This is a genomic window from Butyrivibrio sp. AE2005, from assembly GCF_000686965.1.
Lineage (GTDB): Bacteria > Bacillota > Clostridia > Lachnospirales > Lachnospiraceae > Butyrivibrio > Butyrivibrio hungatei_A.
In genome coordinates this window covers 409677-435350 of record NZ_JMMD01000001.1, presented here as the reverse complement: position 1 = coordinate 435350, position 25674 = coordinate 409677, and the positions used below count along the sequence as shown (strand labels likewise).

23 protein-coding genes and 1 other annotated feature are annotated in these 25674 nt (G+C 41.1%); of the genes, 2 read left to right on the top strand and 21 right to left on the bottom strand.

Annotation, left to right across the window (positions count from 1 at the left end; all coding sequences use genetic code 11):
* Positions 1–12: 12 nt before the first annotated feature.
* From DL92_RS0101970 to DL92_RS0101955, 4 genes are read right to left on the bottom strand one after another with little or no spacing between them, the layout of a single operon-like run.
* A complete protein-coding gene (locus DL92_RS0101970; protein WP_026654924.1) occupies positions 13–480 on the bottom strand; it encodes a GNAT family N-acetyltransferase in 468 nt (155 codons plus the stop codon).
* 3 nt (positions 481–483) lie between these two features.
* Positions 484–1329: an amidohydrolase family protein gene (locus DL92_RS0101965; protein WP_026666738.1), complete on the bottom strand. Its 846-nt coding sequence runs from the start codon at positions 1327–1329 to the stop codon at positions 484–486.
* A gap of 24 nt (positions 1330–1353) precedes the next feature.
* Positions 1354–2232: an aldose 1-epimerase family protein gene (locus DL92_RS0101960; protein ID WP_026666737.1), complete on the bottom strand. Its 879-nt coding sequence runs from the start codon at positions 2230–2232 to the stop codon at positions 1354–1356.
* Between the two features lie 24 nt (positions 2233–2256).
* Positions 2257–3804 carry a sodium:solute symporter family protein gene (locus DL92_RS0101955; RefSeq protein WP_026666736.1) on the bottom strand — a complete coding sequence of 516 codons (1548 nt, stop codon included), beginning with the start codon at positions 3802–3804 and terminating at the stop codon, positions 2257–2259.
* 217 nt (positions 3805–4021) lie between these two features.
* Here DL92_RS0101955 and fsa point away from each other — a divergent pair, with 217 nt between their 5' ends.
* Positions 4022–4675 carry a fructose-6-phosphate aldolase gene (gene fsa, locus DL92_RS0101950; RefSeq protein ID WP_026654927.1) on the top strand — a complete coding sequence of 218 codons (654 nt, stop codon included), beginning with the start codon at positions 4022–4024 and terminating at the stop codon, positions 4673–4675.
* A gap of 72 nt (positions 4676–4747) precedes the next feature.
* Here fsa and DL92_RS0101945 read toward each other — a convergent pair whose 3' ends face one another.
* The 15 genes from DL92_RS0101945 to DL92_RS0101875 all read right to left on the bottom strand — a co-directional run bounded on the left by DL92_RS0101945 (position 4748) and on the right by DL92_RS0101875 (position 21066).
* Positions 4748–5365, bottom strand: coding sequence for a metallophosphoesterase family protein (locus DL92_RS0101945; protein WP_026654928.1), 618 nt, complete (start codon positions 5363–5365; stop codon positions 4748–4750).
* Positions 5362–5850 carry a ribonuclease HI gene (gene rnhA, locus DL92_RS0101940; RefSeq protein WP_026654929.1) on the bottom strand — a complete coding sequence of 163 codons (489 nt, stop codon included), beginning with the start codon at positions 5848–5850 and terminating at the stop codon, positions 5362–5364. Before rnhA ends, DL92_RS0101945 begins: the two co-directional genes overlap by 4 nt.
* A gap of 2 nt (positions 5851–5852) precedes the next feature.
* Positions 5853–7526 (bottom strand): MutS-related protein, encoded by a 1674-nt coding sequence (locus DL92_RS0101935; RefSeq protein WP_026666735.1) that lies wholly within the window; start codon positions 7524–7526, stop codon positions 5853–5855.
* A gap of 9 nt (positions 7527–7535) precedes the next feature.
* Positions 7536–8369: a purine-nucleoside phosphorylase gene (locus DL92_RS0101930; protein ID WP_026666734.1), complete on the bottom strand. Its 834-nt coding sequence runs from the start codon at positions 8367–8369 to the stop codon at positions 7536–7538.
* Positions 8370–8464: 95 nt separating this feature from the next.
* Positions 8465–10396: a serine hydrolase domain-containing protein gene (locus DL92_RS17965; protein ID WP_051625201.1), complete on the bottom strand. Its 1932-nt coding sequence runs from the start codon at positions 10394–10396 to the stop codon at positions 8465–8467.
* A gap of 50 nt (positions 10397–10446) precedes the next feature.
* A complete protein-coding gene (locus tag DL92_RS0101920) occupies positions 10447–12357 on the bottom strand; it encodes a heavy metal translocating P-type ATPase (protein WP_026666733.1) in 1911 nt (636 codons plus the stop codon).
* A 22-nt stretch (positions 12358–12379) separates the two neighbouring features.
* The gene (locus tag DL92_RS0101915) at positions 12380–12598 is read right to left on the bottom strand and encodes a cation transporter (protein ID WP_026666732.1); all 219 of its coding nucleotides are present in this window, start codon (positions 12596–12598) and stop codon (positions 12380–12382) included.
* A 77-nt stretch (positions 12599–12675) separates the two neighbouring features.
* Complete coding sequence (locus DL92_RS0101910; protein WP_026654935.1) at positions 12676–13035, bottom strand: ArsR/SmtB family transcription factor; 360 nt, start codon at positions 13033–13035, stop codon at positions 12676–12678.
* Positions 13036–13209: 174 nt separating this feature from the next.
* A complete protein-coding gene (locus DL92_RS0101905; RefSeq protein WP_026654936.1) occupies positions 13210–13713 on the bottom strand; it encodes a hypothetical protein in 504 nt (167 codons plus the stop codon).
* Positions 13714–13959: 246 nt separating this feature from the next.
* Positions 13960–14922 carry a hypothetical protein gene (locus DL92_RS0101900; RefSeq protein ID WP_026666731.1) on the bottom strand — a complete coding sequence of 321 codons (963 nt, stop codon included), beginning with the start codon at positions 14920–14922 and terminating at the stop codon, positions 13960–13962.
* 100 nt (positions 14923–15022) lie between these two features.
* Positions 15023–16243, bottom strand: coding sequence for a tyrosine--tRNA ligase (tyrS, locus tag DL92_RS0101895; RefSeq protein WP_026666730.1), 1221 nt, complete (start codon positions 16241–16243; stop codon positions 15023–15025).
* An 82-nt stretch (positions 16244–16325) separates the two neighbouring features.
* Positions 16326–16587: a binding site (T-box leader), on the bottom strand.
* A 69-nt stretch (positions 16588–16656) separates the two neighbouring features.
* Positions 16657–17679: an NAD(P)H-dependent glycerol-3-phosphate dehydrogenase gene (locus DL92_RS0101890; RefSeq protein WP_155840972.1), complete on the bottom strand. Its 1023-nt coding sequence runs from the start codon at positions 17677–17679 to the stop codon at positions 16657–16659.
* 17 nt (positions 17680–17696) lie between these two features.
* Complete coding sequence (gene plsY, locus DL92_RS0101885; RefSeq protein ID WP_026666728.1) at positions 17697–18350, bottom strand: glycerol-3-phosphate 1-O-acyltransferase PlsY; 654 nt, start codon at positions 18348–18350, stop codon at positions 17697–17699.
* Between the two features lies 1 nt (position 18351).
* Positions 18352–19680 (bottom strand): ribosome biogenesis GTPase Der, encoded by a 1329-nt coding sequence (gene der, locus DL92_RS0101880; protein ID WP_026666727.1) that lies wholly within the window; start codon positions 19678–19680, stop codon positions 18352–18354.
* A 21-nt stretch (positions 19681–19701) separates the two neighbouring features.
* Positions 19702–21066, bottom strand: coding sequence for a DUF512 domain-containing protein (locus DL92_RS0101875; RefSeq protein ID WP_026666726.1), 1365 nt, complete (start codon positions 21064–21066; stop codon positions 19702–19704).
* 152 nt (positions 21067–21218) lie between these two features.
* Here DL92_RS0101875 and DL92_RS0101870 point away from each other — a divergent pair, with 152 nt between their 5' ends.
* Positions 21219–22418 carry a ribose-phosphate pyrophosphokinase gene (locus tag DL92_RS0101870; RefSeq protein WP_026654943.1) on the top strand — a complete coding sequence of 400 codons (1200 nt, stop codon included), beginning with the start codon at positions 21219–21221 and terminating at the stop codon, positions 22416–22418.
* 75 nt (positions 22419–22493) lie between these two features.
* Here DL92_RS0101870 and DL92_RS19990 read toward each other — a convergent pair whose 3' ends face one another.
* Together DL92_RS19990 and DL92_RS0101860 are read right to left on the bottom strand one after the other, a co-directional pair.
* Positions 22494–24968, bottom strand: coding sequence for a sensor histidine kinase (locus DL92_RS19990; RefSeq protein WP_026666725.1), 2475 nt, complete (start codon positions 24966–24968; stop codon positions 22494–22496).
* Complete coding sequence (locus DL92_RS0101860; protein WP_026666724.1) at positions 24965–25660, bottom strand: response regulator transcription factor; 696 nt, start codon at positions 25658–25660, stop codon at positions 24965–24967. The genes DL92_RS19990 and DL92_RS0101860 overlap by 4 nt, the downstream gene beginning before the upstream one ends.
* Between the last annotated feature and the right edge of the window lie 14 nt (positions 25661–25674).

Below are 25674 nucleotides of genomic sequence, written 5' to 3'. Positions count from 1 at the left end.
TCTGGTCAAAAGTCAAAGTGTAATTTCCATTGTTGTCTTCTGCACCTTCATGCCAAGGCTCTCATAGAAAGCTCTGGCACTGTCATTACCTTCCCAAACATTCAACGTAATATCCCTGCAGCCAAGTGCCTTTGCTTCCTTGCAGACATGCGCAAAAAGCTTCTTGCCAATGCCTTTACCTCTGCACGCAGAATCAACGCAGAGATCGTCGATATACATATATTTAAAAGACACTACAAAAGGCTTGCGTAAAGTCTCTTGCAGCATACAAAACGCATAACCAAGGACTTTACCGCCATCATCCGCAACATATACTTTCACATCCTCAGCTTTAAGGATAGCCTCAAGCTCAGCTTCACTATACTTCGTATAACCGGATACAAAGTAATCCGGCTTTATCTTTACATGAATCTCAAGCACCTCAGACAACAGCTTCAAAAGCTGCGGAATATCTTTATTCTGTGCATCTCTTATGATCATATCTCACCTCCCGAGCAGTTTACATGCGTTCCCGCTAAGAATCTTAGTAGTATCATTCTCATCAATCGGTAATCCCTTGATGAACGTGGTCGCCTCTTTCTGATCTGACCAAGGTGAATCACTTCCGAACAAAAGCCTGTCACTACCAAAAGCCTTTACAAGCTTCATAAATCCATCTGCATCAAGCATTCCTGTATCCTTATCATCCCAATATCCATCAGAAAGCGCTTGAATTCTCCCGGAGGAAAAAGATGTATCCAGAAAAGCCTTTGTATCCTCAAGATACAAAGGAACTTCATCCCAGTTCCTCCATCCGCCCATGTGTGCGAGAACAAACTTAAACTCACCAATCGTGTTAATTACATTTCTGCACATCTTCGGCGAACATCTGACAACGCCCGGAAAGCCGATATCAAGCCCTGCGTGGGTAATGACGATAAGGTCATTCTCGCAGGCAGCATAAATGATATCAAGAAAAGTCTTGGAATCAATATCCTCATTCTGATAAACAGGATGAATCTTGATTCCTTTAATGCCGTTATTTTTGAGCCTTCTAAGCTCCTCTTTAAAACGTGAATACTCAGGATGAATACATCCAAAAGAACATAACCTGTCCCCGTACTTCTCATTATTTCTAAGAGCCTTGTCATTGATACTCTCCACCTGAGAAGACGCCGTTGCAACAGGCAAAAGGACGGACATATCTATGCCGCCCTTATCCATTGAATCCAAAAGACCTGAAACCGTACCGTCAGTATGCGGAACGATATGTGCCTCTTTGCTGAGGCTGTCAACCGCCCTTGCAGCGATTGAATCAGGAAATGTATGCGTGTGAAAATCAATTATCATAAAACGATCCGCCAAGTAACTTCATTACAGAATCTCAATCTCAAATGAAGTATCAAAGCTCTCTCCCACCGCTAATTTATTGCCGTACTCTCTATCTTCAATGCCACCTTCAAAGCCTACTCTGTCGCACCTTCCGTTCCAAGGCTCGATGCAGACAAAAGGTGCATTCTTTTTAACCGGTGACCATACTCCAAACAGCGGAACATCACAAGTAACACGAAGTTTATCTCCGTCATTCGCACTTACAAGTGTAACCGCGTCAGCCTGCCTTCCCTCAAATATAAGTGCGTCACCGTCAAAGAGCTCGGGACTTAAATTTACAATTCCTTCCAAAGTTTCTACATCAATCTGCTTATCGGAAAGACAACCGCAGGACATATCAATAACATTTGATCTAAGAGTTCCCGCAACAGGAGATTCGTCTTTTTCAAACAGGAGCTTATCCTTATTAAGATCGCAGTTAAACGCAGGATGCGCACCGATTGAAAAATACATCTCTTTATCATTCGTATTCGTGACCGTATATGAAACAACCACTTTGCTTCCAACAAGCTTATAGCCAATCTTCAAAGAAAACTTAAAAGGATATTTTTTTAGCGTATCTTCATTTTGGGTAAGCTCAAACACAAGCTCGTCATCAGCTTTTTTTACAAGAGAAAAATCATTATCCCTTGCAAATCCGTGCTGTGAAAGCTTATAAGAAACGCCTTCATACTTATACTCACCGTTCCAAACCGAACCTACAATAGGAAAAAGAACAGGTGCAGTCCTTCCCCAAAACCTAGCATCTGCCTGCCACATGTATTCTTTTCCCGATTTAGCTCCTATAAGCGACTTAAGCTCAGCACCGTGCTCCGATACCTTGATTGCAATATGATCATTCTTTAAAACATGTTCTGCCATAAACAACCTCTTTAATCAAAAAATTTACTCTGAATCATCAGAAAGTGATGTGCTCTGATGAACAAGTACTTCCTTGTTATAGCATGCAAACGCGCTGTCCACAAGTTCCTTCGGAGGCTTCTTTGTGAAAAGAGATATTACAGGCACAATGATAAGTCCCGCGATCATGCAGAACGCACCTGCATTTATAGGTGACTGAAGAAGCTGAGGGAACTTGGGTCTTATGAGCATATTTGCAAGCATAACTACTGTAGAAAATATGAAATTCACCCATACAGCAGCTTTTGTAATGAACTTAAAATACAATCCGTAAAAGAAAGGCGCAAGGAATGCTCCCGCAAGCGCTCCCCACGAAACACCCATGAGCTGCGCGATAAATGTCACGTTCTGCTTGTACTGAACAATCGCAATAACAACAGAGATGCCGACAAATACGACGATAAGAATTCTCATGATAAGAAGCTGCTTCTTTTCATCCATATTCTTGATAACATGGCCCTTCAAGAGGTCAAGCGTAAGAGTCGAACTACTTGTAAGAACAAGTGATGAAAGTGTGGACATTGAAGCTGAAAGAACAAGAACAACAACCACAGCAATAAGGAAATCCGGAAGCCCCGAAAGCATCGTAGGAACGATACTGTCAAAGCCATCCGCCGCAATATCTATCTTATCGGAAAAGAGTCTTCCGAAACCGCCGAGGAAGTAACATCCGCCGGCAACAATAAACGCAAAGAATGTAGAAACAATGGTACCTTTTGAGATTGACTTCTCACTCTTTATCGCATAAAACTTCTGAACCATCTGAGGAAGTCCCCATGTTCCGAGCGATGTAAGGATAACAACTCCGAGAAGATTAAGCGGATCAGGTCCAAAGAATGAAGCGAACACGCCCGGTGTTGTCGATACGCTCTCATCTGAGATTCTTGCAAGTCCGTCAAGAGCTGCAAGGAAACCGCCCTGCGAATTAAGAACAGAAAGAACAACCGCGCAGATACCGATAAGCATGATTATTCCCTGAATAAAGTCATTTATCGCAGTTGCCATGTAACCGCCCGCGATTACGTAAATACCTGTAAGTACGGCCATAACAATAACGCAGATTGAATAATCGATGTTAAAAGCCATACCAAATAGTCTTGAGAGTCCGTTATACAATGAAGCTGTATAAGGAATAAGGAAAATAAATGTGATAACGGAGGCTGCTATCTTAAGAGATCTTCCTCCGAATCTTGCAGCAAAGAACTGCGGCATCGTGGCTGAATCAAGATGTTGACTCATGATCCTTGTCCTTCTTCCGAGGATAGCCCATGCAAGAAGTGAACCTATGAGTGCATTGCCGATTCCAACCCAAGTTGCGGCTATACCGTATTTCCATCCAAACTGTCCCGCATACCCCACAAAAATAACCGCGGAAAAATAGGATGTTCCATAAGCAAAGGCTGTAACCCATGGGCCTACTGCTCTTCCACCAAGTACAAAACCGCTTACGTCAGTCGAGTTCTTCCTGCACATCAGACCGATGTAGATCATTACAGAAAAGAACACAAGTAACATTAACACTTTAATAATCATACCTTCTCTCCTTAAAGTAAATAATCTTTCTTCACTTTAACACTTTCAATCGCTAAAGGCAATCAAATAGTACAAAAAAGTCAAAGTAAAATGTACAAGAAATTCATATTGAAAAAAAATAATATAGTGCTATCCTAGTGGTATCATTTTTATTTGGAGATCCTTTGGGATTATCCATAACTATCAATAAGGTTACAGACAAGGAGTATATGCAAAAATGAAATTCTTTTTGGACACAGCCAATGTCGATGAGATCAGAAAAGCCAACGACATGGGCGTAATTTGCGGAGTTACAACAAACCCTTCTCTTATCGCAAAAGAAGGACGTGATTTCACACAGGTAGTTGCTGAGATCGCATCTATCGTTGACGGACCTATCAGTGGCGAAGTTAAGGCTACAACAACTGATGCAGAAGGTATGATCAAGGAAGGTCGCGAGATTGCTAAAATACACAAGAACATGGTTGTTAAGATCCCCATGACCGTTGAAGGTCTTAAGGCTTGCCACACACTTGCAGCCGAAGGCATCAAAGTCAATGTGACTCTTATCTTCACAGCTAACCAGGCTCTTCTTGCAGCAAGAGCAGGCGCTGCATTCGTAAGTCCTTTCCTCGGAAGACTTGACGACATCAGCGTTCGCGGAACAGATCTTATCTCTGAAGTTGCCGAGATCTTCAATATCCACGGAATTGAAACAGAGATTATCGCAGCAAGCGTACGTCATCCTATGCACGTTACCGACTGCGCACTTGCAGGAGCAGACATTGCAACAGTACCTTACAAGGTAATCGAGCAGATGACACACCACCCTCTTACAGATCAGGGAATTGAGAAATTCGTAAAAGATTACGAAGCAGTGTTCGGCAAATAATAAAGCTTTACACGCATAAATACAGGCATATCACTTTAGTAAGCTCTAAGGTGATATGCCTTTTCTTTTTCTTTAAATTCCGCCAAGACTACCCGACAACTTGATCCACTCTGACAGCGTCAGCGGCTCATAATCGGATCTCATGCAGAAACAGTTTATCATATTACATGGAATTGTCTTCTCATGCTCCGCCGCAATCGGCACATAAGGCGTCGATCCTATCATCTCAATTATCTTCTTCATGAGGACTTCATCTCTTGTTTCATGCACATGCCCGTATAACATATAAGTCTTAGGTTCTCCGCTGTGTTTCAGCCTGTACTGCCCGTCATAGAAAGGCATCGGATAATGGCAACAGACAACCTTCTTCTGGGAATCCGTGATCACTCTGTAATTGTCGATCCACTCAAATCTGTCCTTATCAAAATTTATAGATTTAACATATTTATCATGATTCCCTGTTATAAGACAGAGCTTTCCTTTCAGCCTGTGAATAAGTTCATTGGTCTCTTCAACCGTGCCAAAAGATAAATCTCCAAGAATAACAACGGTATCGGCGCGCGTAACCTTGTCATTCCACTTTTTTATCATGTACTCATTCATCTCTTCGCAGCTTGAAAAGCCGCGCTTATCCATCTTCTCATTAAGTGCGTTATGAAAAAAATGGCAATCGGCAATATAATATATCATCGAAGGTCACCGCCGTCATCGTGAAGTAGTGTGGACGGATCGTCATCGGCAGCAGTTGTCGCAAGCTCGTCGCACCTCTCATTCTCAGGATGTCCCGCATGGCCCTTGACCCAGTTCCACTTTATCGCATGTCCCTTTGTTGCCTCAAGAAGTCTTTTCCAGAGCTCTACATTTTTTACAGGCTGCTTTCCCGCTGTCTTCCAGCCTCTTTTTATCCATCCGTCTATCCACTTGTCGTTAAATGCCTTGATAACATATTGCGAATCGGAAAACATCTCAACTTCGCATGGTCTGTTAAGGCACTCAAGACCGACTATTGCGCCCATAAGCTCCATTCGGTTGTTAGTCGTCTTATCATAGCCGGCGCTCAGTTCTTTTTCATGAACCTCGCCCTTTGAATCGACATATCTAAGCACAGTGCCGTATCCACCCGGTCCGTCCGGATTTCCTCTTGCAGCGCCGTCTGAATATATTTCAACTTTCATATTTATTCCCAAACTCCCGTATTCAAAAATTTCTCCGCAAGATTCTGCGCGTTGTCTACAAGACTGCTGTCATATCCAAGAACGCTCAAAAGCTTGATCGCATTCCTGTTCGTCGCAGGACCTTTTTTAAGCATATAATCAAAATGTACATCGTTGTCAGAGACATTTCCCTCAAAGTGATAGAGGTCGTACTTATCCTTAAGAAGCTGAGTGAGCTCGATGTCATGCGTAGCGGCAAAACAATTAACTCCGGAATCTGTAAGGAACTTAAGTATCTCTGTCGACGCAGCGATTCTCTCAACCGTGTTTGTTCCGCGAAGTACCTCATCAACGAAGCAAAGAACAGGATTTCCCTCTTCCTTCGCCGCATCAATTATTCTCTTCATGGACTTGATCTCGACAATATAATAACTGTCACCCTCATAGATATCATCCTTAAGCGCCATTGAAGAATAAATTCTGAGAAGAGGTGCTTTGTAACTCTTTGCAAGAACTGTATGCACAGACTGTGCAAGCAAAACGTTGATACCGATGGTCTTAAGGAATGTCGATTTACCGGAAGCATTCGAACCGGTCAAAAGAACTCCTTTCTTAGTATCAATACTGTTAGAAACCGCATTCTCGATAAGAGGATGCATCACGTTATCAAAGTTCATCTCGCCGTTTTCAAAAACAGGAATACAATACTGCCCCTTTACAGACTCTCTGTAACAAGCAATCGAAATATATGCATCCAATCTTCCGATCACGGTGAGTATCACATCAAGATCGTCTTTCTTTTCCATGAGCTGACGATACATCTTGTTAAACTTGATAAGATCGATATGCGTGATCATACGAACATAATCCATGATAATATCAGCAGGACCACCGCCACCCGACGGCTTCATAAGAACACTTGAACCGCTGACAAATCCTTTAAGGCTGTCATAAGACTTATTCAAAAGCTCAATATCATCACTAAGCTCAGGATAACTTGCTCCTTTAAAAAGTTTCGCAGACGAAAGAGCCTTAAGAATATAAGAATATGTCGAAAGATACGGATCAATCTTCCCTTTGATATTAAAATACATGATCACATTTGCTACTACGGCAGCAAGAAAAAGAAATGCTCCGAGCTCAAACTTAATGCATGTAATAACGATCGTCAAAGCAATAAGAGCTATCATCAGATAGTGCTTTGCATTGCTGAAATTCCCTACATCATTGAGAACTTTGAGATAATCATAGATTGAATATCTGTTGCCTCTTCCGATTCTGGCAAAGATCTGCTGATACTTAAGCCTTGCCTCGTCATTTTCGGAAAAGAACTTTATCTTTTTCTCCTCATTTTCAAAATCATCAGTCTGCTTGGGCGTTCTGAGCATATAATAAAGATACTCTTCACCAGATGCACTGAGGCAATAGTTCATTCTTGTAAATACGCCGTCCATGTTAAGGTCATTCCAGGTCGTGTCGTCTACCTGAAATCCCTCTCTATGGTTATCGTAGTAACCGGTAATATGATCAAAGTCATCTTCCTTATATTTTCTCTTTGGCGAATCGCCCCAGTTTTTCTTAAGTTTATAAATAAGATTCTTCTTTGCAAGTGCAGCATCCCTCACGCCCAGAACGTAAGCAATGATCACGAACGCAAAAAGAACTCCCAAAACATATACAAGTCCCGAATTATCCATATACTGTCATCATCCTTTGCTGAATTTTTTGATTGATTCCGTCACAAGCTTTGTAAATAACGGAGCCGCTTTATCTGCAGCTTCCTGCACTTCCTCGTGAGACAAAGGATTCTCCGAAAGTCCCGATGCAAGGTTACAGATACATGAAACTCCGCAGATTTTAAGTCCCATGTGATTTGCAGCGATTGCTTCATTTACCGTACTCATTCCGACTGCAGAAACACCCAGCTTTGCAAGCATCTGAATCTCAGCGGGTGACTCAAACGAAGGTCCCGTAAGCTGGCAATATACGCCTTCTTTAAGCTCGATACCGTTTTCCTTCGCAGTTTCCTTAATGATATCCTGAAGATCTTTTTTGTAGACCTCACTCATATCGGGGAATCTGGGTCCGAGTTCATCGATATTCGCACCGATAAGTGGATTGGGCGCAAAGCATGAAATGTGATCCGTTATAAGCATAAGGTCACCTGCCGCAAAGCCCTTTCCAAGTCCTCCGGACGCATTTGTCAAAAAGAGAATCTTAGCGCCAAGCATTCCCATAAGTCTAACAGGAAGAACGACATCGCTGATATCATATCCTTCGTAGAAATGAACTCTTCCCTTCATGCAGACAACTTTAGTATCGCCCACATATCCGAATATGAATTTACCTGCATGTCCGGGAACAGTAGAAACAGGAAATCCCGGTATGTCCTTATATTCAATCTCAGCGCAGACTTTAATATTCTCCGCATAATTTCCAAGTCCCGAACCAAGAACCAATGCTACATCGGGAACGAAATCAGTCTTACTTCTAACCGCATCAACGCAGCGTGTAAGTTTTTCATATAATTTATCAGCCATTTTGCCACCTCTCTCATCTGAAATTACATTTTTTCCAAAAAACACTTTAAATAATATTAAAATCAATCAGTGTTTCCTTAGACATTCTATCATAATTACCACTGCGACAATACTCCACGAACTTTCGGTTCGAGCATATTCTTTATCGCATCCTCAAAAAGCCCTTTGACACCGCCTTTTATGATCTTTCCAAAGATAATACCCTGAAGTCCTCCAAGACCTTCGGGAGAAACATTCTTCATCGCATCAATCAGCATTTCACCGCCCGGTGTTTCAAAGAATCTAACCTCAATACCGCTTGGAACCGACGGATAAATAAATGTACCTTTCCTGTCCGCTCTGTCGGAAGCATCGTCGTCAAAATAGATATTTATTGTTCTGCTGCAGGCTTCCTCAAGGAACACGATCTCATTTCTAAGCACAAATCTGTTGTATTCGTCAGTCTTGCAATACGACTCGAGACTTACCTGATACATCTCACCGTGCATGTTGATATTTGTGACATATCTCTTACCGCCAAAGCCGCATTTAAGCGCATAAAGAGCATCCCCTTCATAGATATCTATGAAAAAGAATCCGTTATCATCAATCCTGAATCCGATTTTCTTGATGCCGTCGGTAAAGTTATTGTGCACAACCTGCATCATAATAGGAAATACGCCTATATTATTATTTTCAATATCATAGATCTTTCCGTCGATCTTGCGAAGCCATTTCGCAGCGAGAAGGCTTTCATTTCTCATATTGAAATAATTAAGGGATTTCTTAAAGTCGCCTCTCCTGCTCTTATAAGCGGCCGTCCTTCCTCTTGTACTTCCGACAGATTCTTTAATCGCCCTGTTTTTCCATCCTCCGCTGACAATCGCAGGGTAACTGACAGTTTCTCCGCTTATCGATTTGCATAGTGCCATAAGCTCTGAATACGCCGAGAAATTCTCATCCAAAGGCTTATTTCCTATCTCAAGGTTCTTAATAGCCTCTCGGATCTTAACTGCCATCAATGACGTCTGGAAAATATCGCTGTTTCCGGCATTCGTAACCACAACCATATTAATATCCGGATAGATAAAAACATTCTGACCGAGCATTCCGTTAAACGCATAAGAATCCTGCCTGTCTCCGTTTATCCATAACTGATAACCATAGTGCGTGCTGTCTTCACGTCCCGTAAGGATCTGCGGAGTGATAGACTCTTCCACCCATTTCTCAGGGACAATCTGTACGCCGTTCCACTTTCCCTTATTTAGATAAAGCTGTCCGAGCTTTGCCATATCTTCAGTACGGATAAAGAGCCCCCAGCCGCCTTTTGTTATCTTCTTAGGGCAGCTCTCCCAGAACACTCTTTTTATCCCCATCGGATCAAAGATACGTTCTTTGCAAAATTCAAATAAAGACTTGCCCGTAATCTGCGTCACGATAGCCGACAGCATATAAGTATTCATGCTGTTATATTCAAACTGCGAGCCCGGTTCAAATTTGGTTCCCGCTTCAAGAAACGCCGATACCCAGTCATTTCCGCTTATGGCACCTGCTTCGTTGAATTCGGAGCCGCTTGTCATATCGAGAAGATTTTTTACCGTTATTGTCTTTCTGTGGAATTTAAGAAGACCTATCTGCTCACTGAAGATATCATCGATCTTATCTACAATAGTGAGTTTCCCGTCGTTTATGAGTATGCCTATTGCCATAGCGACAATACTCTTACACATAGAATAAGAAACATGCCAATAATCAATGGAATACGGCTCAAATCCACACTCACAGATAACATTTCCGTTTCTTAGAGCCATGAATTTGTGCATCTTACATTCTTTGTTCTCGGCAAGTTCCCTTAATAAAGACGTAAAAAAAGCAGAACTGACACCCTGCGATTCAGGCGAACATCTTTTTAGCTTTTGTTCATCATTTGCACTGATGGTACTGAATTTCGGTTTTTGTGCAACATAATCAACCTTGCTGATTTCGCCGGTTTCGCCGGTAGCAATCTTTAAAAGAAGCTCTCCTATGTCAAGTCCTGCTTTTGCCATTATTCTGTTTCCTCCGTCAGAGCCCGGATCTTTTTTATGATAAAAAAATATTATATCTTCTCTGTCTTAAGCGCTCTCATGGAATTCAGAATAGCTATTACGGCCACTCCGACATCTCCGAACACCGCAAGCCACATCGTTGTAAGTCCCAGTGCTCCCAAGATCAAAATGATGACCTTTACGGAAAGCGCAAATACAATATTTTCTTTCACGATCCTGATAGTCTTGCGGGCAATAGCAATAACCGAAGGTATCTTGTTGATATCATCATCCATGATAACAATATCCGCAGCCTCAATGGCCGCATCACTTCCAAGTGAACCCATGGCTATTCCGACATCCGCTCTCATAAGGACCGGAGCGTCGTTAATTCCATCGCCAACAAACGCAAGCTTACTACCATTATCCTCTGATGAAAGCATTTTTTCAACCCATTCCACCTTATCTGCAGGCAGAAGCTGTGAAATAACTTCATCTATACCAAGCTTCCTTCCGACATCTTCGGCAACATCTTTCCTGTCACCCGTAAGCATGACTGTCTTTGCAACGCCAACCTTCTTGATGCCTGCAATCGCAGCTTTGGCTGTATCCTTTATAACATCAGAGATAACAACATATCCCTTGTATTCTCCGTCATATCCTACATAGACAATTGTTCCGGATACAGAGTCAGCTTCCGCAAAAGAACTTATGGCATTTTCGTTCATAAGCTTTGAATTGCCAAGAAGAAGTTTTTTTCCATTATAAAGAGTCTCTATTCCTCTTCCTGAGATTTCCTTTGTATCAGCTTCGCTTATGCTGCTTCTGTCTATGTTTTTTTTGCCCGACTCATTAAGATAAGCAGTAAATACAGACCTTGCGATCGGATGATTTGAGAATGCTTCACCTGTAGCAGCCATCTCAAGAAGTTCATCTCTCGAAATCTTTGCCACGTTCGAAGATACAACATCTGTAACTTTGAACTCGCCCTTGGTAAGTGTTCCCGTTTTGTCAAAAACGACCGTCTTTATACCCGACGCAGCTTCAAGGAAATTACTTCCCTTAACCAAAACACCAATCTTGGAAGAAGCTCCGATTCCGCCAAAGAATCCAAGCGGAACAGATATTACAAGCGCACATGGACAAGAAACAATAAGAAAGATACAAGCTCTTTTTATACTGTCAGATAAAGCCAGTTGTCCGAGAATCGGCGGTATGATCGCAAGAAGGAGTGCTCCTATTGTAACCACGGGAGTGTAATATCTTGCAAATCTCGTAATGAAGTTCTCCATACGGGACTTCTTATCGCTCGCATTCTCAACAAGCTCCAAAATCCTTGAAACGGTTGAATCTTCATATGCCTTAACGGCTCTGATCTTAAGAATTCCTTCGCCGTTTACGCATCCGCTAATAACATCAGAGTCTTTTACAACTCTTCTCGGAACAGATTCGCCTGTAAGCGCTGCCGTATCAATAAAGGACTCACCCTCGATAACAACACCGTCTACAGGAATCTTCTCACCGGCTCTTACAAGTAATGTGTCACCAATCTTTACTTCAGAAGGGTCAACTTCATTCACTTCACCGTTCTCGCCGACAATATTGGCAATCTCAGGTGCAATGCTCATCATCTCAGTGATGGACTGGCGCGACTTTCCAACAGCATAGCTCTGGAACAGTTCTCCAATCTGGTAAAAGAGCATTACCGCAACCGCTTCGGGATACTCTCCGATACCAAAAGCACCAAATGTAGCGATCATCATAAGGAAGTTCTCATCAAAAACCTGTCCGTGACTGATATTTACTGCCGCCTTTTTAATTACGTCGTAGCCGATCATCACATACGGAACGAGGAATATGAGGAATTTCACGATAAGCGGAACATTTTTAAGCAAGCCTGTCTTTTCAAGAATAAGTAATACCGTAAATATTCCAAGTACAATAAGTATTCTGTTTCTTGTTTTCTTTTGCTTCTTAGTCATAGTGACATCTCTTCTTTCTTAATTAAGCGCCCTCTATCTCACAATCGGGCTCAACCTTCTTGCATGCCTTAACAGCCTTCTCAAAAACATCATCAAATACATCATCTGCTGCTTCAAGAACAAACTTCTGAGTCATAAAATTAACTCTGGCATTTACAACGCCTTCGATTTTCTTAACAGCTTCCTCCATCTTTGCAGCACAGTTTGCGCAATCAACTTCACACTTAAATGTCTTCTTCATAATAAATATCCTTTCTCCTCTTGGGATGAATTTTATAAATTTATGTATGCATACGCATGCCAAATTACAGTTCCCGATTACTCATTTATATGGCTCATTCCCTGAGCGATAATCGTTCTCACATGATCGTCAGCCAGATAATAAATGATCGACTTACCTTCGCGCCTGTTTCCTACAAGCTTACTCTGCTTCAAAATCTTCAGCTGATGCGATATCGCCGACTGAGTCATGTTGAGTGTCTCAGCTATATCACATACGCACATTTCAGATTCAAACAAAGCAAACAAAATCTTGATCCTGGTCGAATCTCCAAATACTTTAAAGAGTTCAGCCAGATCATAGAGTTCATCCTCCGGAGGCATTTCTTTCCCGATTCTGTCTACAAGCTCTCTGTGAACATTATGTACTTCGCAGTGTTCTACATCATTTATAGCCATTCGCTTTTCCTTTCATTTAAACATATGAATAACTGTTCATATGTTTAATATAAAACTACCGCATCGGTTTGTCAATATCGATGCGGTAAATTATTAATCGCAATTAAATTAAAATAGGACATTGCACTAATAACCTTAGAGCAACGTCTTATTTTCGTAAGTTATCAATTTATTTTAGAGCTGAAAAGCTTTGCCCGCTGCATAAGCCAAAAGAAAAGATACAATAGATATACCAAGGTAAAGCAATACACAGAACAATACTTTGGTTAATGTGTTTCTCTTCTCATCAGCAGAAATATTTGCTGATGCATATGCTCCGATTGCTGAAGTAGCACCTCCAAGTGCACCTCCGAGAAGCACAAAGAAATTTACAATATATAAAACCACAAAGACATAAACCCACTTCGGCAGCTGAATAGTTTTGTACTCTTCACCTGTTTCTACATTTCTTCCGTTATATACAAGTACCTGCTTATTTCTGACGCAAAGTTTTGCAATTTCCCCATTGCCTAAAGGAATATCAAATACTCTCTCAGCAAAATTGCTCTCAGGCGATTTAAATGCCATCACCTTGGTTTCAGGACTACCGTTGACAGACACTAATCTGTTTTTATTTAATGTAATCCTGACCGGCATACCGGTAGACGTATTAAATAACCACTCTCTTGTCTTTGCCATTTAAAAACTCCTCCCTTTCAATAACATATAATCTCTCTTTCTTCATTTCTATTATTACAATAATTTTAATTATTTAACAACAAAGTAATAACATATTATCATACCATTCACCCTAAATCAACAATAAATTGTATAAATTATAAATATATTTACGCAAAAACATGGGCTGTTGCGCAATGTTTGCGCAACAGCCCATAATTAACGCTTTTATACATTTTAATTAATAATTATACATATTATTTCAACTTATTTTTCTTCATCATCAAACTCCCTGCTGATATCTTCTTTCCATTCATCTATATCTAGCTTACTGAGACCAATCTCATCAGCTCTTTTTAGCATACGTTCTTTGAGTTCTTTTTTTGAATAGAACTTATAACCGTCATCAATAAACGATTTTTTTATCCATGTATCAACGAAGCCCTCATCTGTACACATAGAGTCTTCACTCTTAGCATCACCATACATACCAAAACTATAAACAAGAAGTTGATTATTATTGAGCACATCCTCATCCTCTATGCCTGCCATTCCCAAATTAAGCGCCAGATAATATTGACAAGTATAAAAAAAATGATATCTCGCATCTTTATCAAGATAGCCATAATCATATATGGCAAGAGATGCTCCGGCTTTTCCAAAGCCACTGACATAACCGTCTTCACATATTCCTTCATAGAATTTCTCACCGGATTCAGAAACATATCGAATATAAAGTTCGCCACCTTCATCTTTTAAAACAAAACCAAAACCATACTCACTTTTGCTTACCCATATCAACAATTCTTTTTCGCCGTCACACCCACAGTCTATATATCTATAGTCAGAATCACATGGATTCTCACGAAGATTGGTGCTATCTGATGCAAGCTCTTTCAACTCCTCAAAATCGTATTCCTTTTTTTCTTCACTCTCGAATACATAATCATCACAATCAACTTTTGCCTTTTTTTCATTGTTCAAAAAAGCTGTATAATTTCCGCTTTTATCATCTTTTGCCTGCTGATAACGCTCATGGGAGATAAAAGAGGATGCATCATTTTCATTATCTGAAGCTTCCGTACCGGCATCATCAGCAATAGACATATTCGCAACAGATATATCTGCAACAGACGCACCATCAGATACATTTGCCTTCTCTTCATCAATCTTTCCACATCCCGTCAGCATAAGCACAATGGCTAATATTGTTATGACTAAAGGCTCCATATGTACCTCTTTCGTATAATTTTTAAGTAATTTACTTGATACAAGAATAAAGAGCCTATGAAAAATATTTTTCCTATTTTTCACAAGCTCTTCAATTATATTATGCAGTAACTTTCTTAAATGACTTCTTTCCTTTCTTTACCATAACTCCGTCAGCAAAGAAGTCCTTATTGTAAGTAGTCTTTACGTCTGTAACCTTTGCATCCGCTACAGTTACACCGCCCTGCTCAACTGCACGTCTTGCTTCGCTTCTTGTATTGCAAAGTCCTGCCGATACAAGAACCTGAAGGATATCAACAACACCGTCTCTGAAGTCCTCTTCTTTAAGTGCAACAGCCGGAACATTATCCATATTTCCACCGCCTGCAAAAAGAGCTCTTGCTGCATCCTGAGCTTTCTGAGCTTCTTCCTTGCCGTGTACAAGAGATGTAAGCTCAAATGCAAGAATTTCCTTCTTCTCATTGACTCTTGAAGGATCCCATTTTTCCATCTCAAGGATTTCTTCAATAGGAATAAATGTAAGCATCTTTATGCACTTATCTACATCAGCATCTGCTACATTTCTCCAGTACTGATAGAAATCGTAAGGAGATGTCTTCTTGGGATCGAGCCATACGGCATTTCCTGCTGTCTTACCCATCTTCTTACCCTGAGAGTCTGTAAGAAGAGTAATTGTCATAGCGTGCGCATCTTCACCGAGCTTTCTTCTGATAAGCTCTGTTCCGCCAAGCATGTTGCTCCACTGATCGTCTCCGCCAAACTCAAGGTTACAGTTGTACTTCTGGAACATGTAATAGAAGTCGTATGACTGCATGATCATGTAGTTAAATTCAAGGAATGAAAGCCCTTTTTCCATTCTCTGCTTGTAGCACTCGGCTCTGAGCATGTTGTTTACAGAAAAGCATGCACCAACCTCGCGAAGAAGTTCAACATAGTTAAGGTTAAGAAGCCAATCGGCGTTATTTACCATCATTGCCTTGCCTTCACCAAACTCAATGAATTTCTCCATCTGTTTCTTAAAGCAAGCTGCGTTGTGATCGATATCTTCTCTTGTAAGCATCTTACGCATATCGGTTCTTCCCGAAGGATCGCCGATCATTGTTGTACCGCCGCCGATAAGGGCAATAGGCTTGTTTCCTGCCATCTGAAGTCTCTTCATAAGTGTAAGTGCCATGAAGTGACCGGCTGTAAGCGAATCAGCCGTACAGTCAAAGCCGATATAGAAAGTTGCCTTTCCTTCATTTACAAGATCTCTGATCTTTTCTTCGTCAGTAGTCTGAGCAATGAGGCCTCTGGCCTGCAATTCTTCATAAATCTTCATTTTTCCCTCCTGTATTTTCCGATTGCGAAGTGCTCTATATATTGGAATACAAAATTAAAATCCTCCGCAACCAACAATGATTGCGAAGGACGAAATAATCGTGTTACCACCTTCATTCGCATGTAGCTCACACTACACGCCTCAGCAAGTACGATCCGCAAATCATTTACGAACGATACTCTTCCGATATAACGGTCAGTCCCGTCAGAGCCTACTACTGTAATAACCTTCTGCTCTGCAGCTCACGGAGGTATTCATCATCGCCCTTAACATACGCCTCTCACCACCCGGCAATTCTCTGTTGTCAGCTTGCGAATCTTACTTATTCCGATCATAGCCTTTTTATGTTTAATCTATTTACAGATTCTAATTAAAAAACGCATATATGTCAAGCATACCGCTGTAACATACGATTACCACTCAAGCATGCTGTTCTCAGTCTTCTTATCTCTTTGCATAAGATCGTTAACAGCTTCCTGAAGCGATTTGCCTTCAAATAATATATCATTTACCGCAGTAATGATAGGCATCTCAACCTCATACTTCTCGGCAAGTTTAAGTGCGGCTCTTGCACTGTAAACCCCCTCAACAACCATGTTTACTTCATCCATGGCTTCCTGATATGACTTGCCCTGTCCAATAAGGATACCGGCGCGTCTGTTACGTGAATGCATCGATGCACAGGTTACGATAAGATCACCGATTCCCGAAAGTCCGGCAAAAGTCTCAAACTTACCACCCATCGCCATACCAAGTCTAGAAATCTCGGCAATTCCTCTTGTAATAAGTGCAGCCTTTGCGTTATCGCCGCATCCGTAACCATCAGCAATACCCGCAGCAAGTGCAACTACGTTCTTAAGAGCCGCGCCGATCTCGATACCGAGCATATCGGGACTGATATATACTCTGAGGAAGTTATTCATAAATATATTCTGTATATATTTAGCAATCTCCTTTTCAAAAGCACCGACTACAAGTGTCGTAGGCATGCTCTTTCCGACTTCTTCCGCATGAGAAGGGCCTGAAAGAACGCATACATTGCATCCGGGGATCTCATCAAGAATAACATCGGACATAACCATAAGTGTGTCTTCTTCGATTCCCTTGCTGCAATTAACTATTATCTGTCTGTGCTCTTCACTCTCGTTAATGAAAGGCTTCATAAGCCTAATTGTTTCACGCATGTGAGCCGAAGGAACAACAACAACGATAATATCTTTATCCTTCACGGCATCTTCCATGCTTGATGTGTATTTAACCGATTCCGGAAGCTTTACACCGGGGAGTTTCTCCTCGTTTCCGTGATATTGCTTGAGTTTCTCAACTGACGAATTGCTTCTGGACCAGACGGTGACATCATGTCCATTACCCGCCAGCACGTACGAAAGCGCAATACCCCAGCTTCCCGCACCAATTACACCTACTTGTATACCCAAAAAATTAATCCTCCTGATCAGTCGACTTTATTTTTCTTTGAAATATAAGTCTTTCTCTCTGTTCCTGAAATAAGCTTTTTAATATTTGCTCTGTGCTGATAAAAAGCAAGAGCTGTAAGAAGCGCAACGATCACATACATCTCATTGAGCGCACTCTGCGGAAGGTTTCCCAAAAGCCCCATCTGTCCGAATATTACATACTGGGCAAAAAAGCATGTATACAGGCAAAGGCTGCTGAGTGACACAAAATGTGTGATGTTGAAAGGTCCGAAAAATGCGATAAGTCCGACAAGGACAAACTTCCATCCCATTGAGATGATGTATCCTGCTGTGCAAGCGATACCTTTTCCGCCCTTAAACTTTAAAAAGAACGGGAAGTCATGTCCAAGTACGGCTCCTGCCGCTGTATATATCATATAAAAATATCTGTAATCCGGATTGCTTCTTCCAAAAATAAAATAAGTAACGATTATGGCAAAGATACATTTGAACATATCTCCAAACAAAACAACAAGTCCTGCCTTGGCTCCCATAACTCTGAGTGTGTTTGTTGTTCCGGCGTTCTTACTTCCAACGCTTCTGATGTCAACGCCCTTCATTTTTCCGTACAATACAGCTGTCTGAAACAGGCCAAATACATATCCTATGATCAAACAAACTACTCTTTCCATGTTACTTATCCTCTTTTCTCTCTCTTATTATAAATCTAAGGGGTGTACCCTTAAATCCGAATGCTTCTCGGATCTGATTTTCTATATATCTCGTATAACTAAAATGCATGAGCTTCTTGTCGTTTACGAAGATAACGAAAGTCGGCGGCTTCACCGAAGCCTGAGTAATATAGTAAAGCTTTAATATCTTACCCTTGTCACTCGGTGGCTGCTGCATAACAACTGCCTGAGTCATGATCTCGTTAAGAACACCCGTTGAAACTCTGAGCGCATGATTCTCACTTACGATATCGATCATGTCATAGAGCTTTACAAGCCTCTGGCCTGTCTGGGCAGAAATAAAGATAATCTCTGCATAATTCATAAACGCCAGGGTATTCCTGATGTTCTTGGTAAATTCCTTAACGGAATGATTATCTTTTTCAATAAGATCCCACTTATTAACAGCTATTATTACGGCTTTTCCGCTCTCATGCGCAATTCCGGCGATCTTGGCATCCTGATCCGTAACCCCGTCCTCGGCATTGATAACAAGGATGGCAACATCAGCTCTCTCAACAGCTCCGACGGTACGGAGTATCATGTAATGCTCAAGTTCGTCTTTAACTTTGCTCCTTCTGCGAAGTCCTGCCGTATCGATAAATGTATACTTCTTACCGTTGTATTTAACATCGGTATCGATGGCATCTCTCGTAGTTCCCGCAATGTCGGAAACAATGAGCCTGTTCTCACCGATAAGCTTATTGATTATAGAGGACTTACCTACATTTGGCTTACCGATGATGGCAATCTTTGTAGTGTCATCTTCCTCGTCATTTGTCGAATCCTTGCTGAAGTGACTTACAACTTCTTCAAGAAGATCGCCGATACCGAGCTTATTAACCGCAGAAATAGGGAAAGGCTCGCCTATTCCAAGGTTGTAGAACTCGTATACATCGAGCGAATCCCTGCTATAACTGTCAACCTTATTTACACACAAAACAACAGGCTTTCCCGATCTTCTGAGCATATCAGCCACTTTGGAATCAGAATCGGTAAGTCCCTGCTTTACATCAACCATAAATAAGATAACATCTGCCGTATCTATGGCAATCTGCGCCTGCTCTCTCATCTGTGAAAGGATAATATCCTTTGAATCAGGCTCGATACCACCGGTATCAATAAGAGTGAAGCTGTGATTAAGCCACTCAACGTCCTGATAAATTCTGTCTCTTGTAACACCGGGAGTATCCTGCACAATGGCAATCCTGCTTCCCGCAAGAGCATTAAAGAGTGTTGATTTTCCGACATTTGGTCTTCCGACCACCGCTACTATATTTTTTCTGCTCATGTGTTTTCCTTTTTTATATGTTTAATTCAAAAATGTATGCTCAACCGGAACACCGAATAACACTGCGGCAAGTTCATGCCCGTCGCATTTTGATATTCCGACATTGATATCAAGCTCTTTTTCGATATCTCCTATCTTAACATCATCAAGAAGATAATCCTCTCCGCTTCTAAGTAGATTCTCGGGAAGATACAACATTGTTCCAAGTTCCCTGCCTTTAAGCTGCTTTATTATATCCTGTCCGGTAAGAAGTCCCGAAACGGTTATCCTCTCACCAAAGAACTCATTGACTATCTCATATGTATGAACATTAAGTCCCTTGCATACTTCCATAGCTCTCTCAGCCATCTGCATTATGCACGGATAGACAAGTCTTCCGGTCGCAAGTGAGATTTCTCTTTTTACAGAATCTATTTCATCTGCATAATTATTAGTAAGCGCCTCCAGAGATTCTCCGAACTCATCAAGAAGAAGTCTCATCATTCCGACACCGTTCTCATACTGAATATAACCGTCATAGCGCTCAGCCTCGGGAAAATCTCTTTTCGCAAGGAAATACCACTCGTCACTTGCATGTATGAAATGAATGCCGTGCTCATCATACACTTTTTTCTGCCATTTTTCTATCATATCAATGACAGCGCACGCATCCTCATACTCAAACGGCTCAAGCGGATACAATCCGTCCCTGTATTTGGAAAGGCCAACGGGTACAACCGATACGCTCTGAAGATTCGGAATATACTTGGTAAGATCCGATATCGATCTCTCAAGCTCAGCTCCGTCATTTACGCCCTTGCACAAAACAATCTGGCCGTTTAGCTCAATTCCCGTTCCGGGCGCGCATAGTTTGTCCACCTTTTTGAGAGCCTCACCGGCAAATCTGTTTCCAAGCATTTTGCATCTGAGTTCAGGATTGGTCGTCTGAAATGAAACATTGATAGGCGAAAGATGATACTTCAGGATTCTGTCGATATCCGCATCGGACATGTTAGTCAGTGTGACATAATTACCCTGCAAAAAAGAAAGTCTGGAATCATCATCTTTAAAGTACAAAGTATCGCGCATGCCCTTCGGCATCTGATCTATGAAGCAAAAGATACACTTATTGCTGCAAGATCTGTAGTTATCCATGAGTCCGTTGTCAAATTCTATTCCAAGATCCTCATCAAATTCTTTGTCGATATCAAGGATCCACTCCTCGCCATCGCTCTTCCTGATAAGAACCTCCAAATGCTCATCCTGCACAAGATACTGGTAATCAAATATATCCTGGATATCCTGATCGTTTATCTTAAGCAGTGTGTCACCCGGCTCAATATTCAGTTCTTCGGCAATACTGCCCTCATCGACTCTGCCGATAAGGTGCCCTTTCTTTGAAACCATTTAAAAAATAACCTCATATTCTGCAGGATTACCCCAATAATGTATTATATATGAAATTCCTTGACTTGTCAGTAATCATAATGATAAAACAATATAGGAAGTTAAATGCTTCATAAAAATATAAACTTCATATTCCGAAGAAAGGAACAAATATGCCAGATTTTTCTAAACTGGAAACCTCTATTCCGGTAGCTCCGCTTAATTTAATTGTTATGGACTCAGCAAAAGAGCTGGGTGACAGCGTAGATCATTATATCGCGGAGTTTCGCCACAATCTTTACAAAATGCCTGAAAACGATCCCGCATTTCACGGCTATGTCAAGGACAGCTACAAGATAAAATACTGTCTTGACCGTTTCGGAAGCGGCGAAGCAAAAGCTGCTATCAATGAAAGCGTCCGTGGAAACGACGTCTATATTCTTACCGATGTCTGCAATTACAGCATTACTTATAAAATGTATAACTACATAAATCACAAATCTCCCGACGATCACTATCAGGATCTTAAGAGAGTTATCGGCGCCCTTACGGGAAAGGCCAAGAGAATCAATGTCATCATGCCCTTCTTATATGAAGGAAGACAACACAAGAGAAACGGCATGGAATCTCTCGACGCGGCTCAGATGTTTAAAGAGCTGTATGACATGGGCATTTCAAACTTCATCACTTTTGATGCTCATGACCCGAGAATCTCAAACTCAAAACCTCTCGGAGGATTTGACAACTTCCTAGCTTCATACCAGTTTATGAAGGCGCTTCTCTCACACATTGATGACCTTATCGTAGACAAAGATCATCTCACTGTAATCAGTCCTGATGAAGGAGCTCTCGACAGAGCCGTATACTTTGCAAACGTTATCGGCGCAGATACAGGTATGTTCTATAAAAGACGTGACTATGCCCACGTTGTAAACGGAAGCAATCCTATCGTTGCACACGAATTCCTTGGTTCTGATATTTCAGGAAGAGACGTTATCATCATCGATGATATGATCTCATCGGGATCAAGTATGATCGACACAGCCAAGCAGCTTAAGAGCATGGGTGCTAAGCGAGTATTTATCTGCACTACATTTGGTCTTTTCACAAACGGAATGGATAAGTTTGATGAGGGATATGAAAAGAAATACTTCGATGCGGTAATTACTACAAACCTTACATATATGGATTCCGAAATAACAACAAGACCTTATATATTTATTGCCGACATGGGCAAGTTCCTTGCAACGATCATCGACTTCTTAAATCACGATGCCACAATGCAGAGCGTTAACATGCCTACAGAAAAAATCCGCGAGATCGTCGGTAAGTACAATTCAGGATGCAAGACTCCCGGCGAATTGTTCGACTGAAGATAAGCAAAACCTCCGACTTTTCAAGTAAAATTGAAAAACCGGAGGTTCTTTTTTATTTGAAATTCCTTGTTCTTATTGTTCTACACAATCAAACACTATCACTACTTTAAAAAGATCACCGTCAAGTCTTATATCAAACTCTCCGCCCTGTGCGATTGTGAGGTTCTTTGCGATAGAAAGTCCAAGTCCGCTTCCTTCCGTTGTTCTGGACTCATCTCCTCTTATAAATCTTTCCGTCAGTTCATCCGCACCGATATCAAGCTCGGATTCAGAAATATTCTTGATTGAAAACTCAACTTTCTTATTCTTACTATCTTCTGTGATATAGACCATATCCATATATACTCTGGTTCCCGGAAGAGCATATTTGCAAACGTTATTCAAGAGGTTCTCTATAACTCTCCAAAGATGCCTTGCATCTGCGCTTATGCACATGCTCATATCTTCATGTTTAAATATCGGAGTAAGTGTGTGAGTCTCAAACTTCTCATAGAATTCGCCTATAGTCTGATTTATAAATTCAACAAAATCAATGGTTCCAAGCTGAATGCTTATATTTCCCGAACTTATCTTAGATGCTTCTACCAGGTCTTCTGTGAGCTGTTTAAGCTTCTGCGACTTGGTCTCAAGAACCTCGACATACTCTTTTACCTTCTTATTATCGATATTCTCACGTTTGATAAGATCGACATAATTGATAATCGAAGTAAGTGGTGTCTTGATATCATGAGATACATTCGTGATAAGATCGGCCTTTAGCTTCTCATCCTTCATGCTTGTATTAACCGCGATCTTAATTCCTTCGCCGATTGAATTGACCGCTTCAGCAAGATTTACATTGTCGGAATGAAGGTCCGTCACATCAACTTTAGCACTGACATCACCTTTTTTAATATTCTCTATGACATGAATTATCCCTTGCCTGTCATAATTCTGTCTGTATAAATAAAGTCCTACAAGCATGTCAAAAAATCCGGCAATAACTATTCCAAGAATTCCTATCCTGAAAAGCAGGAAATTGAGCACAACAAACAGTGCGTACGGAACCCATGTCCTTATGATCACACTGCCGTTGTTCGTGGTATTTAGAATCATCTCCCTAAAAATTGCCACGATTTTTTTCAAAAAGCTGTCTTCCCAAAGAACCTTATCTTTTCCCTTTTGCACAAGTCCGTATACAAGAGAAAGGAGTCCTATATCAATAACGATAGATGACACCATTCCGTAATACGGGAACAGCACATGTCTGAATATCTTGTCAAAACTTACATTCCAAGCAGTCATAACAGCGCCGACCACAATAAACGGAATAGCCATCAAAAGCGCGCAAACAAGCAAGAGTATTTCCGTCGGAATTCTCTTTTTACCATAGACAAGTTTTTCTCTTACAGGGATCTTTACGATATATACCGTAAAGATGATCAGATAAGAAAGAATCGCAAGTCCGCAGACAATGTAGATCTGGCTTCGATAAGGCATGTATTTTGAAAAGCTTGCCTTTCCCTTTGTAAAATCATCGGATGCCGGATATTCCTTTGTATCCACTCCAAGATATACCTTGATCTGGTCGGGATATGCATAGCCGTATGTGTTGATAACGGATCTTACCGTGTTCTCATTTATAAGAGTGTCGGTCTCATATTGGAATTCGTAAGGACAGTAGTAAATATATCTTCCGTATCTCTTAAACTTTTCAAGAATATTAACGCCTATTGTCTCGTTCTTGAGCTCTTCGACATTGGTATAGACTTCCGTCTTACCGTTGATCATTCTGGTAATGTAATATCTTAAATTTGAATTCTGGTAGCTGTAGTTATTGATAAGCTTTCCGTATTCCGCAAAATTAAGCGCAAGATTGTTCGCCGACTCTTCGACATACGAAGCCAAAAGATTGTAATCTTCCCATGTCGAAACGATATTCTCAATATTTTTTCCGTCGACAGTCTTGTATCTCTGTGTAAGTATATTGTATGTTCCGCCTTCAGGCGCAGAATTCCCCGATATGGTAAAAATCAAACTGTTATCATCAAGCTGCGAACTGAGATAAGAGTTCATACCACCTGATACCACGTTGTTCTTAAGATGTGTATATGTTGTTACGGGACTCAAGAACTTACTGCTGTCTTCATCGGTAAATTTGAGAGTTTTATATTCAAAACCGCTCTTTTCCCAGTTTAAGAGATCTGCAAGGTAGTAATTTGCGGTAATGTAATCTCCCGGTAGAACACTTCCCTTACTGGCATATGCGGTGACATCGATAACCTTCTTGCCGTTATACTGTCCCTTAGTCTCAAGCTGGGTTCTTTCCGCAACAAGCCTGAATACATTCGACATATTGTTTCCAAGGATGTTGTTAAAAAGATATGACTCCTCATAGCTTCTGCTTTTATCGGACTCATAGAGGTTGTAGGAAACATCTTTTCCCGCACTGTTAATAACAACGCTGGTTCCGACAACCGAGTATATAATGATAAATACAACAAAAGCAGCCAGAATATGCTGTATTATGCGCATTGTCACGCTATATCTAAAGCCTTTTTTCCTCATACAACCTCATCCTCAACCTTGTATCCTACTCCCCATACAACCTTAAGGAATTTGGGATCTTTGGGATTTATCTCAATCTTTTCACGAATATGTCTGATATGAACCGCGATCGTATTGTCTACGCGAACCGCGGAATCATGCCATATCTGCTCATAGATCTGATTTATTGAATAAACCTTCCCCTTATTTTTTACAAGAAAAGCAAGGATATTGTATTCAATAGGTGTAAGTCTGATGCTCTCACCGTAAACAAAACATTCCTTGGAATTATCGTCAATCACAAGTCCGCCAGCCGAATACACATTTTCCTTTTCCACCATGCGTCCGAGAGATACATATCTTCTGAGATTGGACTTAACTCTTGCGACGAGTTCCAATGGATTGAAAGGCTTTGACACATAGTCGTCGGCACCGATGTTAAGCCCGAGTATCTTATCAGAATCTTCGCTCTTTGCGGAAAGAAAGATAACGGGAACGGTGCTGAATTTCCTGAGCTCTTTTACAAAATGGATTCCGTCCATTCTGGGCATCATAATATCAACTATCGCAAGCTGAATCTCAACTTTCTTCATAACTTCGATAGCTTCTATGCCGTCATATGCCTTGTATACCCTAAATCCCTCCTGTTCAAGATAAATCTCAATGGCATCAACTATTTCTTTATCATCATCACATACTAAAATGTTTTCCATATCAACCTCACAAC

Bases quoted from the DNA above. Each gene is read 5' to 3' on its own strand.
- DL92_RS0101970 (WP_026654924.1), bottom strand. From the start codon at position 480: ATGATCATAAGAGATGCACAGAATAAAGATATTCCGCAGCTTTTGAAG.
- DL92_RS0101965 (WP_026666738.1), bottom strand. From the start codon at position 1,329: ATGATAATTGATTTTCACACGCATACATTTCCTGATTCAATCGCTGCA.
- DL92_RS0101960 (WP_026666737.1), bottom strand. From the start codon at position 2,232: ATGGCAGAACATGTTTTAAAGAATGATCATATTGCAATCAAGGTATCG.
- DL92_RS0101955 (WP_026666736.1), bottom strand. From the start codon at position 3,804: ATGATTATTAAAGTGTTAATGTTACTTGTGTTCTTTTCTGTAATGATC.
- fsa (WP_026654927.1), top strand. From the start codon at position 4,022: ATGAAATTCTTTTTGGACACAGCCAATGTCGATGAGATCAGAAAAGCC.
- DL92_RS0101945 (WP_026654928.1), bottom strand. From the start codon at position 5,365: ATGATATATTATATTGCCGATTGCCATTTTTTTCATAACGCACTTAAT.
- rnhA (WP_026654929.1), bottom strand. From the start codon at position 5,850: ATGAAAGTTGAAATATATTCAGACGGCGCTGCAAGAGGAAATCCGGAC.
- DL92_RS0101935 (WP_026666735.1), bottom strand. From the start codon at position 7,526: ATGGATAATTCGGGACTTGTATATGTTTTGGGAGTTCTTTTTGCGTTC.
- DL92_RS0101930 (WP_026666734.1), bottom strand. From the start codon at position 8,369: ATGGCTGATAAATTATATGAAAAACTTACACGCTGCGTTGATGCGGTT.
- DL92_RS17965 (WP_051625201.1), bottom strand. From the start codon at position 10,396: ATGGCAAAAGCAGGACTTGACATAGGAGAGCTTCTTTTAAAGATTGCT.
- DL92_RS0101920 (WP_026666733.1), bottom strand. From the start codon at position 12,357: ATGACTAAGAAGCAAAAGAAAACAAGAAACAGAATACTTATTGTACTT.
- DL92_RS0101915 (WP_026666732.1), bottom strand. From the start codon at position 12,598: ATGAAGAAGACATTTAAGTGTGAAGTTGATTGCGCAAACTGTGCTGCA.
- DL92_RS0101910 (WP_026654935.1), bottom strand. From the start codon at position 13,035: ATGGCTATAAATGATGTAGAACACTGCGAAGTACATAATGTTCACAGA.
- DL92_RS0101905 (WP_026654936.1), bottom strand. From the start codon at position 13,713: ATGGCAAAGACAAGAGAGTGGTTATTTAATACGTCTACCGGTATGCCG.
- DL92_RS0101900 (WP_026666731.1), bottom strand. From the start codon at position 14,922: ATGGAGCCTTTAGTCATAACAATATTAGCCATTGTGCTTATGCTGACG.
- tyrS (WP_026666730.1), bottom strand. From the start codon at position 16,243: ATGAAGATTTATGAAGAATTGCAGGCCAGAGGCCTCATTGCTCAGACT.
- plsY (WP_026666728.1), bottom strand. From the start codon at position 18,350: ATGGAAAGAGTAGTTTGTTTGATCATAGGATATGTATTTGGCCTGTTT.
- der (WP_026666727.1), bottom strand. From the start codon at position 19,680: ATGAGCAGAAAAAATATAGTAGCGGTGGTCGGAAGACCAAATGTCGGA.
- DL92_RS0101875 (WP_026666726.1), bottom strand. From the start codon at position 21,066: ATGGTTTCAAAGAAAGGGCACCTTATCGGCAGAGTCGATGAGGGCAGT.
- DL92_RS0101870 (WP_026654943.1), top strand. From the start codon at position 21,219: ATGCCAGATTTTTCTAAACTGGAAACCTCTATTCCGGTAGCTCCGCTT.
- DL92_RS19990 (WP_026666725.1), bottom strand. From the start codon at position 24,968: ATGAGGAAAAAAGGCTTTAGATATAGCGTGACAATGCGCATAATACAG.
- DL92_RS0101860 (WP_026666724.1), bottom strand. From the start codon at position 25,660: ATGGAAAACATTTTAGTATGTGATGATGATAAAGAAATAGTTGATGCC.